This is a genomic window from Dongia soli, assembly GCF_034044715.1.
Classification (GTDB): Bacteria; Pseudomonadota; Alphaproteobacteria; order Dongiales; family Dongiaceae; genus Dongia_B; species Dongia_B soli.
Map to the genome: position 1 here is coordinate 60,323 of NZ_JAXCLW010000013.1, position 12,325 is coordinate 72,647.

Here is a 12,325-nt window from a genome sequence, read left to right on the forward strand (position 1 = left end):
GTCGCGAACAAAAAGCCCCGCCGTTACCGGCGGGGCTTTTGCTTGAGCCTTTCGGCAAAAGCGGCTTACGCCGCTTCGCCGGTGCCCGAACCCGAGCCATCCGGCAGAGCCGCCGGCTGCTGCTGGTTGCCGAGCAGTTCGCGGTCACGTTCCGCCGCGATCTGCTTGACACGGGCCATCACCGAGCCGGTACCCGCCGGGATCAGGCGGCCGACGATGACGTTTTCCTTCAGGCCGATCAGGCTGTCCACCCGGCCGGAAACCGCCGCTTCGGTGAGGACGCGGGTGGTTTCCTGGAAGGACGCCGCCGAGATGAAGGAACGGGTCTGCAGGCTGGCCTTGGTAATGCCGAGCAGAACCGGCGATCCCTTGGCCAGACGGCCGCCATCCTTCAGCGCCTTGGCGTTTTCTTCCTCGTATTCGGCGCGGTCGACCTGTTCGCCCAACAGGAAGGTCGTGTCACCCGGATCGGTGATTTCGATCTTCTGCAGCATCTGGCGGACGATCACTTCGATATGCTTATCGTTGATCTTCACACCCTGCAGTCGATAGACCTCCTGGATCTCGTTGGTGAGATAGGAAGCCAGAGCCTCTACACCCATCACATTCAGGATGTCATGCGGCACCGGGCTGCCATCGAGCAGCTGATCGCCCTTCTGGACATAGTCACCCTCCTGAACGGAAATGTGCTTGCCCTTCGGGATCAGATATTCACGCGGCTCTTCCGACGCATCCTCCGGGACGACCATGATGCGACGCTTGGTCTTGTAGTCCTTGCCAAATTCCACGCGGCCGGCGATTTCGCTGATGATGGCGAAATCCTTCGGCTTGCGGGCTTCGAAGAGTTCCGCGACGCGCGGCAGACCGCCGGTAATGTCGCGGGTCTTCGACCCTTCGCGCGGGATACGGGCCAGCACGTCGCCGGCCTTCACATGCGCACCGTTATCGACCGACAGGATGGCGTCGACCGACATGAAGTAACGGGCTTCCAGACCGTTCGGCAGCATGATCACGTTGCCCTTCTCGTCGCGCAAGGTGATGCGCGGCTTCAGGTCGTTACCGCGCGGCTGCTGCTTCCAGTCGATGACGACGCGGTTCGAGATGCCGGTGGTTTCGTCCATCACTTCGCGCATCGACAGGCCTTCGACCAGGTCGATGTAGTTCACGATACCTTCGCGCTCGGTGATGATCGGCAGGGTATAGGGATCCCATTCGGCCAGCTTCTGGCCCTTGGTCACCTGCACGCCTTGGTCCGCCAGCAGCTTCGCACCGTAAGGCACGCGATGGCGCGCGCGTTCGCGGCCCTGCTCGTCATTGAGCACGATCTCGCAATTGCGGCCCATGACGATCGGCAAACCGTCGCTGTTCAGAACGACGTTGCGGTTCTTCACCACGACCTCGGCATCGAACGACGCTTCGATCGAGGACTGTTCCGCACCACGCTGCGCCGCACCACCGATGTGGAACGTACGCATGGTGAGCTGCGTGCCCGGCTCGCCGATCGACTGAGCGGCGATGACGCCGATGGCCTCACCGATATTGACCGGCGTGCCACGGGCGAGATCGCGGCCATAGCACTTGCCGCAGATACCGGTATGGGTCTCGCAGGTCAGGGCCGAGCGGATCTTCACCGTGTCGATACCCGCCCGGTCGATCGCATCGACCAGCGGCTCGTCGATCAGGTTGCCGGCGGCAACGATCGTCTTGCCGGAGAGCGGGTCCTTGATGTCTTCCGCTGCGCTACGGCCGAGGATGCGTTCGGAGAGTGGCGCAATGACTTCGCCGCCTTCGACCACCGCTTTCACGGTCAGACCCTTATCGGTACCGCAATCTTCCTCAGTGATGATGGCGTCCTGGGCGACGTCGACCAGACGACGCGTCAGGTAACCGGAGTTCGCCGTCTTCAAGGCGGTATCGGCCAGACCCTTACGGGCGCCGTGGGTCGAGTTGAAGTACTCGAGCACGGTGAGGCCTTCCTTGAAGTTCGAGATGATCGGCGTCTCGATGATTTCGCCCGACGGCTTGGCCATCAGACCGCGCATACCGGCAAGCTGCTTAATCTGCGCCGCCGAACCACGAGCGCCGGAATGCGCCATCATGTAGACGGAGTTGATCTGGCTGCCGGTGGTATTCTTCGACATCACCTTCATCATCTCTTCGGCCACCTTTTCCGTGCAGGTGGACCAGACGTCGACAACCTTGTTGTACTTTTCGCCCTGGGTGATGAGACCGTCGAGATACTGCTGTTCGTATTCCTTGACCTTCTCCTGCGCCTCGGCAACCAGCTTGCCCTTGGCTTCGGGGATGATCATGTCGTCCTTGCCGAAGGAAATGCCGGCACGGCAGGCATGGCTGAAGCCCAGGCCCATCATGCGGTCGGCGAAAATCACCGTCTCCTTCTGACCGCAATGGCGGTAGACCGCGTCGATGACGTTGGTGATTTCCTTCTTGGTCAACACGCGGTTGATGAGGCTAAACGGCAGGTTCGGATGCTTCGGCAGCAATTCGCTGAGCAGCATGCGGCCCGGCGTCGTCTGCACGACGCGGGTAGCCAGGCTTCCGCTGTCGTCATAGGCATACAGGCGCGCCTTGATCGAGCTGTGCAGCGTGACGACTTTCGAATCCAAGGCATGCAGGATTTCGCCGACATTGGCGAAAGCCATGCCCTCGCCCGGCTGCCCCTTGGCTTCCATCGAGATGTAGTAGAGACCAAGCACGATGTCCTGGCTCGGCACGATGATCGGCTTGCCGTTGGCAGGGCTGAGGATGTTGTTGGTCGACATCATCAGCACGCGGGCTTCGAGCTGGGCTTCCAGCGACAGCGGCACGTGGACCGCCATCTGGTCGCCGTCGAAGTCGGCGTTGAACGCCGTGCAGACCAGCGGATGCAGCTGAATGGCCTTGCCTTCGATCAGCACCGGCTCGAAAGCCTGAATGCCGAGGCGGTGCAAGGTCGGGGCGCGGTTCAGCATGACCGGATGCTCGCGGATCACCTCTTCGAGGATGTCCCAGACTTCCGGCCGTTCCTTTTCCACCATGCGCTTCGCCGCCTTGATGGTCGAGGCCATGCCATAAAGTTCAAGCTTCGAATAGATGAAGGGCTTGAACAGCTCCAGCGCCATCTTCTTCGGCAGGCCGCATTGATGCAGCTTCAGTTCCGGCCCGACGACGATGACCGAGCGGCCGGAATAGTCGACGCGCTTACCAAGCAGGTTCTGACGGAAGCGGCCCTGCTTGCCCTTGAGCATGTCGGACAGAGACTTCAGCGGACGCTTGTTGGCGCCGGTGATGACGCGGCCGCGGCGGCCGTTGTCGAACAGGGCGTCGACGGCTTCCTGCAGCATGCGCTTTTCGTTGCGGACGATGATATCCGGCGCACGCAGTTCGATCAGGCGCTTCAGACGGTTATTCCGGTTGATGACGCGGCGATAGAGATCGTTCAGATCCGAGGTCGCGAACCGGCCGCCATCGAGCGGCACGAGCGGGCGCAGTTCGGGCGGAATGACCGGCACCACGTCGAGGATCATCCATTCCGGACGCGAGCCGGATTCGATGAAGGCATCGACCAGCTTCAGGCGCTTCACCAGCTTCTTGCGCTTGGCTTCCGAAGAGGTCTCGCGCAGTTCCGACTTCATCGACTCGCGCTCCTGCTCGAGGTCGATGGTGGCCAGCATGATCTTCAATGCTTCGGCGCCGATACCGGCCTGGAAAGCGTCCTGGCCGAATTCATCCTGGGCGTCCAGGAACTGGTCTTCCGACAGCAGCTGGCGCTGCTTCAGCGGGGTGAGGCCCGGCTCAATGACGACGAAATTCTCGAAATAAAGAATCCGTTCCAGATCCTTCAGCGTCATGTCGAGCAGCAGACCGATGCGGCTCGGCAGGGACTTCAGGAACCAAATATGGGCCACCGGCGAAGCCAGTTCGATATGGCCCATGCGGTCGCGCCGCACCTTCGACAGGGTGACTTCGACGCCACACTTTTCGCAGATGATGCCGCGATATTTCATGCGCTTGTACTTGCCGCACAAGCATTCGTAATCCTTGATCGGACCAAAAATGCGGGCGCAGAACAGGCCGTCGCGCTCCGGCTTGAAGGTACGATAGTTGATCGTTTCCGGCTTCTTGATCTCGCCGAAGGACCAGGAGCGAATCCGCTCCGGGCTGGCGATCGCGATGCGGATCTGGTCGAAGCTCTGCGGGCCAGTCGGCTGGCCGAACACGTTCATCAGCTCGTTCATTGCCATCTCCTCTTGCCGTGACGCCGCCCGGCGAACCGGGCGGCAACCACAGCGATCCGATTAGTAGTTGTTCTGCGTCAAATCGACATTGAGGCCGAGCGACCGCAATTCCTTCACCAACACGTTGAAGGATTCCGGGATACCCGCTTCGAAATTGTCGTCGCCACGCACGATCGCTTCGTAGGTCTTGGTACGGCCGGAAACGTCGTCCGACTTCACCGTGAGCATTTCCTGCAGCGTATAGGCGGCGCCATACGCTTCCAGAGCCCAGACTTCCATTTCACCGAAGCGCTGACCGCCGAACTGCGCCTTGCCGCCCAGCGGCTGCTGGGTGACGAGGCTGTAGGGGCCGATCGAACGGGCATGGATCTTGTCGTCGACCAGGTGATGGAGCTTCAGCATATAGATGTAGCCCACGGTCACTGGACGCTCGAAGCGCTCGCCGGTCCGGCCATCGGTCAGGACCGACTGGCCAGAACGATGCAGACCCGCCTGTTCCAGCATCTGCACGATGTCTTCCTCACGCGCACCGTCAAAGACCGGTGTCGCGATCGGCACACCGCCGCGCAGATTTTCAGCCATCTCCATCACGTCGCTGTCTTCGGCGCCATCGAGATCGGTCTTGTAGACCTTCTCGCCATAGACGTCCTTCATCAGCTTCCGGAGGTCGGCAAACTTGCCGTTCTCACGCACCTTGTCGATCATCTGGCCGATCTGCTTACCGAGATTGGCGCAGGCCCAACCCAGATGGGTCTCCAGGATCTGTCCGACGTTCATACGCGACGGCACGCCCAACGGATTGAGCACGATGTCGACATGAGTACCGTCTTCCAGATAGGGCATGTCTTCGATCGGCACGATCTTTGAGACGACACCCTTGTTGCCGTGACGGCCGGCCATCTTGTCGCCCGGCTGCAGCTTGCGCTTCACCGCAACGAAGACCTTCACCATCTTCATGACGCCCGGCGGCAGCTCGTCGCCGCGCTGCAGCTTTTCGACCTTGTTCTCGAACCGCTTCTCCAGCGCGCCAACGGATTCGTTGAACTGCTTCTTCAGCGCTTCGATCTCGGCCATCCGCTTGTCGGCCTTGACGCCGATCTGGCGCCACTGGCCCGGCGTGAACTCCGAGAGCACCTTATCGGTGATCTTGGTGTCGGGCTTCAGCGTCTTCGGACCGCCAGCCGCCACCTGATTCATCAGGAGTTCCTTCAGGCGGCTGTAGAAGTTGCGCTCCAGGATCGCCTTTTCGTCGTCGCGGTCCTTGGCCAGACGTTCGATTTCAGCGCGCTCGATCGCCAGCGCTCGTTCGTCCTTGTCGACGCCACGGCGGGAGAAGACACGCACTTCGACGATGGTACCGGCAACCCCCGGCGGCAGGCGCATGGAGGTGTCACGCACATCCGAGGCCTTTTCGCCGAAGATGGCGCGCAGCAGCTTTTCTTCCGGCGTCATCGGGCTTTCGCCTTTTGGCGTCACCTTGCCGACCAGAATATCGCCCGGCTTCACCTCGGCACCGATATAGACGATGCCGGCTTCGTCGAGGTTCTTCAGCGCTTCTTCACCCACATTCGGAATATCGCGGGTGATTTCTTCCTGACCCAGCTTGGTATCGCGGGCCATGACTTCGAATTCCTCGATGTGGATCGAGGTGAAGACGTCATCCGAAACGATGCGTTCCGAAATCAGGATCGAATCTTCGAAGTTGTAACCCTGCCAGGGCATGAAGGCGCAGAGCACGTTGCGGCCGAGCGCCAGCTCACCGAGCTCGGTCGAGGGACCGTCGGCGATAATCTCGCCCTTCTCGATGATATCGCCGACCTTCACCAGCGGACGCTGGTTGATGCAGGTGTTCTGGTTCGACCGCTGGAACTTCAGCAGGTTGTAGATATCGACGCCCGGCACCGCGGAATCGGTTTCCTCGGTGGCGCGGATGACGATACGAGTTGCATCGACCTGGTCGACCACACCCTTGCGGCGTGCCGCGATGGCAACGCCGGAATCACGGGCGACAGTGCCTTCCATGCCGGTGCCGACCAGCGGCGCATCGGCCTGCAACAGCGGCACCGCCTGACGTTGCATGTTCGATCCCATCAGCGCGCGGTTGGCGTCGTCATTCTCCAGGAAGGGAATGAGCGCCGCGGCCACCGAAACGAGCTGCTTCGGGCTGACGTCGATGAAATCGATATCCTCGCGACGGGCCATGACGAAATCGCCGGCCCGGCGGCAGGAAACCAGATCCTCCACCAGCTTGTTCTTGGCATCGAGTGCCGCATTCGCCTGGGCGATCGTGTAGCGGCCCTCTTCCATCGCCGACAGATAGACCACGTCATCGGTGACAAGGCCGTTATCGACCTTGCGATACGGGCTTTCGATGAAGCCGTACTGATTGACCCGGGCGAAGGTCGCCAGCGAGTTGATCAGGCCGATATTCGGACCTTCCGGCGTTTCGATCGGACAGATCCGGCCGTAATGGGTCGGATGCACGTCGCGCACTTCGAAGCCGGCGCGCTCGCGGGTCAGACCACCCGGGCCAAGGGCCGAGAGACGGCGCTTGTGGGTGATTTCCGAGAGCGGGTTGGTCTGGTCCATGAACTGGCTGAGCTGCGACGAACCGAAGAATTCGCGCACCGCAGCGGCAGCCGGCTTGGCATTGATGAGGTCATGCGGCATGACCGTGTCGATCTCGACCGAGCTCATGCGCTCGCGGATCGCACGTTCCATGCGCAGCAGGCCCAGGCGGTACTGGTTTTCCAGCAATTCGCCGACCGAGCGGACACGGCGGTTGCCGAGATGGTCGATATCGTCGATTTCGCCGCGGCCGTCCTTCAGTTCGACCAGGACGCGGAGGATTTCGAGGATATCTTGCTTACGCAGCACGCGCAGCGTATCCGGCGTCTCCATGTTGAGACGCGAATTCATCTTCACGCGACCGACCGAGGACAGGTCATAGCGCTCGACATCGAAGAACAGACCCTGGAACAACGCTTCCGCGGTATCCAATGTCGGCGGCTCGCCGGGGCGCATGACGCGATAGATGTCGATCAGCGCTTCTTCACGCGAGGTGTTCTTATCGGCCGCCAGCGTGTTCCGCATATACGGACCGACATTGACGTGATCGATGTTCAGCGTCGGCACGTCCTTGATGCCGGCATCTTCGAGCTGGGTGATGACCGCCGAGGTCAGCTCATCCCCCGCTTCGACGAAAATTTCGCCGGTCTGCTCGTTGATGATATCGGCGCCGGCATAACGGCCGACCAGTTCGTCGACCTGCACCAGCACGTCCTTCAAGCCGCCTTCCTGCAGCTTTCGGGCAAGGCGCGGCGTCATCTTGGTGCCGGCTTCGGCCACGACCTTGTTGGTCTTGGCATCGACCAGATCGGCCACCAGCTTGATGCCCTTCATGCGATCGGGATCGAAATCCGTGGTCCAGCCGACCTTCTTCTTCGAGAAGACGACCTTCTTGTAGAAGAAGCCGAGGATTTCCTCCGCCGACATGCCGCCGAAACGGCGGTCTTCCTCGGTCAGCTGGCCGTTCTTGCCGATCTTGCCAGCGACCGCATCGTTCCACAGAGCGAGCAGCAGCGTCGTCGCCGGCAGCTTGCGGCGGCGATCGATACGGACATAGACGAGATCCTTGGCATCGAATTCGAAATCGAGCCAGGAGCCGCGATAGGGAATGACGCGGGCGGCGAAGAGATATTTGCCGCTGGAATGGGTCTTGCCCTTGTCATGATCGAAGAAGACGCCCGGCGAACGATGCATCTGGCTGACCACGACACGTTCGGTGCCGGCAACGATGAAGGTACCGCTGGCCGTCATCAGGGGCATATCGCCCATATAGACGTCCTGTTCCTTAATATCGCGGATCGACCGCGCGCCCGTCTCTTCGTCATGATCCCACACCACCAGGCGCAGGGTGACTTTGAGCGGCGCCGCAAAGGTCATGCCGCGCTGCTGGCATTCCTCAACGTCGTATTTCGGTTCTTCCAGCTCGTAGCGTACGAACTGCAATTCTGACTTTTCCGAAAAATCCTTAATCGGGAATACGGAACGAAAAACCTCTTGCAGGCCTACATTTTCCCGCTTCTCCGCCGGCACGCCAATCTGCAGAAAATGATCGTAGGAGCTCTTCTGCACCTCGATCAAATTCGGCATCTGGGTGATTTCGGAGATACGGCCAAAGCCCTTACGAATCCGCTTACGCCCGCCATAGGATTTCGTCATTAGCTGACCCTCGTCTGTTCCAACTCGATCCGCCCAAGACCGGATCGCAAATACCTGTCGCCTTCATCCGTGCCGGCGACGCGCACCCGACCGTTGTTTTCGGCGCCGGTCGGCGGCGCCTAATTCGCTACCAAACAGCCGTCCCTTAAGCGGCGTGGAAGCGCCGGTCGCAAAACCGGCGCTTCCCCTGCTTACAGACGGTCGGTCAGAGCTTACTTCAGCTCGACCTTGGCGCCGGCTTCTTCCAACTTCTTCTTCAGTTCGTTGGCTTCGGCCTTGTTGACGCCTTCCTTCACCGGCTTCGGCGCACCCTCGACCAGGTCCTTGGCTTCCTTCAGACCCAGACCGGTGATGGCGCGGACTTCCTTAATCACGTTGATCTTCTTCTCGCCGCCATCGACCAGGACGACGGTGAACTCGTCCTGCTCAGCAACCGGAGCGGCGGCAGCGGCGCCCGGAGCAGCGGCCACAGCGACCGGCGCAGCGGCGGAAACGCCCCAAGCCTCTTCCAGCTTCTTGGACAGCTCGGCGGCCTCGAGGACCGTCAGCTTCGACAACTCGTCAACCAACTTCTGCAAATCAGCCATTTCAATCTCCTAGGCTTTAACTTCTTACGCGATGCGAACTTCTGTTACGCGGATCGACCGTCACGCGGTCTCGCCCTTCTTGGCATAAGCGCCAAACACACGAGCCAGCTGGCCGGCGGGTGCCTGGACCACGGTGGCGACGCGGGTCGCCGGGGTCTGCAGCATGCCGAGCAACTTGGCGCGAAGCTCGTCGAGCGACGGCAGGGTGGCCAACGCCTTGACGCCGGCGGCGTCAATCAGGTTGGTGCCCATCGAACCACCGACGATGGTGAGCTTCTCGTTGCTGTTGGCGAAAGTCACGGCAACCTTGGCCGCCGCCACGGGATCCGCCGAATACGCAATCGCGGTCGGTCCCTTGAGCAACGAGTCGAGGCCTTCGTGCTTAGTGCCTTTCAGAGCGAGCTGTGCCAGCCGATTCTTAGCGACTTTGAAACCGGCGCCCGCATCCCGCATCTTGCGGCGGAGGTCACTTACCTCAGCCACCGTCAGTCCGCTCTGCTTGGTGATCACCACCAAGTTAGCTTCGCTGATGGTCTGATGCAGCTCGGAAACCAGTTCCTGCTTGCCAGATCGGTCCACTGTTCGTCTCCGATACTTGGATCGTTCCGCCTGGCGGCGAGAACGGTCCGTTACGTCTGGACCTTCCGTATGACCATTGGGCATACCGAAGATCCGGTGTGCCTGTCCCAGAAGTTCAATCCGCGCTCCGCGCAGTCTAGGAGGGGCGAGCCCTCATCGGCTGATACGAATTCGCGTCAACTCCCGTCTATTGCAGGCGATCATCTCATTATCTCGCCGAGCCGAAGCCCTTGAGAGACCTGCAGTCTTGGACAGGATCGGGTGACGGCGAACCGTCACCCGCCTCCGGCGCCGCCGAAACGACGCCGAAATTCGTCTAAGTGGGCAGCCGGGCCGCCAACTTCAAGTGCCGGCCTTAGCCGACCAGCGTGCCGACTTCCAACTTCAGGCCGGGGCCCATCGTGGAAGAAAGCGACACTTTCTTAATATAAGTGCCCTTGGCGCCCGTGGGCTTGGCGCGGTTGATCGCACCGACAAAGGCCTTCACATTTTCAACCAGCGCCTGCTCGGTGAAGCTCGCCTTGCCGACACCGGCATGAACGATGCCGGCCTTTTCGGCGCGGAACTCGACCTGGCCGCCCTTGGCCGCCTTCACCGCTTCGGCGACGTCATTGGTGACGGTGCCGAGCTTCGGATTCGGCATCAGGCCGCGCGGACCCAGGACCTTACCCAGCTTGCCGACCAGGACCATCATGTCCGGGGTGGCGATGCAGCGGTCGAAATTCATCTCGCCGGCCTGGACCTTCTCGGCCAGATCCTCGGCGCCCACCAGATCGGCACCCGCCGCCTTGGCGGCTTCCGCCTTCGCGCCCTTGGCGAAAACGGCGACGCGCAGGGTCTTGCCGGTGCCGTTCGGCAGCGACACGACGCCACGGACGTTCTGGTCGGCGTGACGCGGATCGATACCGAGATTCATCGAAATCTCGATGGTCTCGTCGAACTTCGCCTTGGCCGCAGCCTTGATCACCTTCACCGCATCATCGACGCTGTAGAAGCTCTCGCGGTTGATGCCTTCATATGCTTTCTTAATACGCTTGCCGGCCATCTCTTAGCCCTCCACAACCTGAAGACCCATCGAGCGGGCCGAACCGCGGATCATTTCCGCCGCCGCGTCGATGTCATGGGCATTGAGATCCGCCATCTTCTGCTTGGCGATCTCCCGCACCTGGGCCATCGTCACCTGACCGGCCGAACCACGGCCCGGGGTCTGCGAGCCCTTGTCGATCTTCGCCGCCTTCTTCAGGAAGTAGCTGACCGGTGGGGTCTTGGTTACGAAGGTGAAAGAGCGATCCGAAAAAGCCGTGATGACGACCGGAATCGGCATGCCCGCTTCCAGCTGCTGCGTGGCGGCGTTGAACTCCTTGCAGAACTGCATGATGTTCAGGCCGCGCTGACCCAGCGCAGGACCGACCGGCGGAGACGGATTGGCCTTGCCCGCCGGGATTTGCAACTTGATATAGCCTTCAATTTTCTTTGCCATGTTCCAACCTCTGGAAATCGCCTGCCAGCAGGATCGATCTCTGTTGCGGTTCCGCGGTACGGCCCTGGCCGGCCTCCCGCGCTCTCAAATCCGGCGACCCGTCGCCGGCCGATATCGCAAAGCCGCGAAGGCCTGAGACAGAGCCTCAGACCTTTTCGACCTGCGAGTATTCCAATTCCACCGGCGTCGCGCGACCGAAGATGGAGACCGCCACTTTCAAGCGGCCCTTTTCCTCGTCGACTTCCTCGACCAGACCGGTGAAGGAGGTGAACGGGCCGTCATTGACGCGCACCTGTTCGCCCACTTCGAAAATAATCGACCGCTTCGGCCGGTCGATGCCTTCCTGCACCTGGGTGAGGATCCGCATCGCCTCGGCTTCGGAGATCGGCGAGGGCTTGCCCTTGCCACCGAGGAAGCCGGTCACCTTCGGCGTATTCATCACCAGGTGCCAGGTCTCATCGGTCAATTCCATCTTCACCAGCACGTAGCCGGGGAAAAACTTGCGCTCGGCATTGACTTTCGAGCCGCGCCGGACCTCGACGACTTCCTCCATCGGAACGAGGACGTCGGAGATCAGCTTGTCCATTCCCTTCTGGACCGCCTGTTCGCGGATCGACTGAGCGATCTTGCGCTCGAAGCCGGAATAGACATGAACCACATACCAACGGAACGCCATCGACTTACCCCCGCAACCTGAGGAGCCAGTCAGCTCCGGTAGCCAGCAACGTATCGACGAGCAGGAAAAACACCGACGCCAAGACCACCATCACGAAGACCATGATCGTCGTGACCGTGGTTTCCTTACGGGTGGGCCAGGTCACCTTCTTGCGTTCCTGGTTGACCTGCCGGAAAAATTCCACAGGGCTGTTTTTTGCCATGTCGCCCGATCCAGTTACCAACTCGTTTCGTTTCGACGCCTAGCGCCTGCCGACCGGCGGATCAAACCGCCTTCTTCCGGCTGGCAGGAGTGGAGGGGCTCGAACCCCCAACCCCCGGTTTTGGAGACCGGTGCTCTACCAGTTGAGCTACACTCCTAAACGCGCCGAACCTCTTATAACGCCGATCCGGCGACCGCTCGCGCTGCCGCCGGAACCGACAGAAGGTCGCTGCCGCAGCCCAAGCCGGGCCGCGGCAAATCCCTTACTCGATGATGGCGGCGACGACGCCGGCGCCGACCGTGCGGCCGCCTTCGCGGATCGCGAAGCGCAGGCCTTCAT

The 12,325-nt window shown here is 61.1% G+C and carries 9 protein-coding genes and 1 tRNA gene; all 10 read right to left on the reverse strand.

Going from position 1 to position 12,325, the window contains the following annotated elements; translation table 11 throughout:
- Positions 1-65 precede the first annotated feature (65 nt).
- A complete protein-coding gene (gene rpoC, locus SMD27_RS23205; protein ID WP_320510838.1) occupies positions 66-4,238 on the reverse strand; it encodes a DNA-directed RNA polymerase subunit beta' in 4,173 nt (1,390 codons plus the stop codon).
- Positions 4,239-4,298: 60 nt separating this feature from the next.
- The gene (rpoB, locus tag SMD27_RS23210; RefSeq protein WP_320510839.1) at positions 4,299-8,462 is read right to left on the reverse strand and encodes a DNA-directed RNA polymerase subunit beta; all 4,164 of its coding nucleotides are present in this window, start codon (positions 8,460-8,462) and stop codon (positions 4,299-4,301) included.
- Positions 8,463-8,674: 212 nt separating this feature from the next.
- Positions 8,675-9,049: a 50S ribosomal protein L7/L12 gene (rplL, locus tag SMD27_RS23215; RefSeq protein WP_320510840.1), complete on the reverse strand. Its 375-nt coding sequence runs from the start codon at positions 9,047-9,049 to the stop codon at positions 8,675-8,677.
- Positions 9,050-9,109: 60 nt separating this feature from the next.
- Positions 9,110-9,628, reverse strand: coding sequence for a 50S ribosomal protein L10 (rplJ, locus tag SMD27_RS23220; RefSeq protein WP_320510841.1), 519 nt, complete (start codon positions 9,626-9,628; stop codon positions 9,110-9,112).
- A 355-nt stretch (positions 9,629-9,983) separates the two neighbouring features.
- Positions 9,984-10,673, reverse strand: a complete 690-nt coding sequence (gene rplA / locus SMD27_RS23225) for a 50S ribosomal protein L1 (protein ID WP_320510842.1) — start codon at positions 10,671-10,673, stop codon at positions 9,984-9,986.
- Positions 10,674-10,676: 3 nt separating this feature from the next.
- Positions 10,677-11,108: a 50S ribosomal protein L11 gene (rplK, locus tag SMD27_RS23230; RefSeq protein WP_320510843.1), complete on the reverse strand. Its 432-nt coding sequence runs from the start codon at positions 11,106-11,108 to the stop codon at positions 10,677-10,679.
- A 145-nt stretch (positions 11,109-11,253) separates the two neighbouring features.
- Positions 11,254-11,784, reverse strand: a complete 531-nt coding sequence (nusG, locus tag SMD27_RS23235) for a transcription termination/antitermination protein NusG (protein WP_320510844.1) — start codon at positions 11,782-11,784, stop codon at positions 11,254-11,256.
- A 4-nt stretch (positions 11,785-11,788) separates the two neighbouring features.
- Positions 11,789-11,986: a preprotein translocase subunit SecE gene (gene secE / locus SMD27_RS23240; RefSeq protein WP_320510845.1), complete on the reverse strand. Its 198-nt coding sequence runs from the start codon at positions 11,984-11,986 to the stop codon at positions 11,789-11,791.
- Positions 11,987-12,067: 81 nt separating this feature from the next.
- Positions 12,068-12,143: transfer RNA gene (locus SMD27_RS23245), tRNA-Trp, on the reverse strand.
- 105 nt (positions 12,144-12,248) lie between these two features.
- Positions 12,249-12,325, reverse strand: a 77-nt coding sequence (locus SMD27_RS24295; protein ID WP_320510947.1) for an EF-Tu C-terminal domain-related protein, incomplete at its 5' end; no start/stop codon positions are given.

Coding starts and splice junctions, on each gene's coding strand:
- rpoC (WP_320510838.1), bottom strand. CDS start 4,238: ATGAACGAGCTGATGAACGTGTTCGGCCAGCCGACTGGCCCGCAGAGC.
- rpoB (WP_320510839.1), bottom strand. CDS start 8,462: ATGACGAAATCCTATGGCGGGCGTAAGCGGATTCGTAAGGGCTTTGGC.
- rplL (WP_320510840.1), bottom strand. CDS start 9,049: ATGGCTGATTTGCAGAAGTTGGTTGACGAGTTGTCGAAGCTGACGGTC.
- rplA (WP_320510842.1), bottom strand. CDS start 10,673: ATGGCCGGCAAGCGTATTAAGAAAGCATATGAAGGCATCAACCGCGAG.
- rplK (WP_320510843.1), bottom strand. CDS start 11,108: ATGGCAAAGAAAATTGAAGGCTATATCAAGTTGCAAATCCCGGCGGGC.
- nusG (WP_320510844.1), bottom strand. CDS start 11,784: ATGGCGTTCCGTTGGTATGTGGTTCATGTCTATTCCGGCTTCGAGCGC.
- secE (WP_320510845.1), bottom strand. CDS start 11,986: ATGGCAAAAAACAGCCCTGTGGAATTTTTCCGGCAGGTCAACCAGGAA.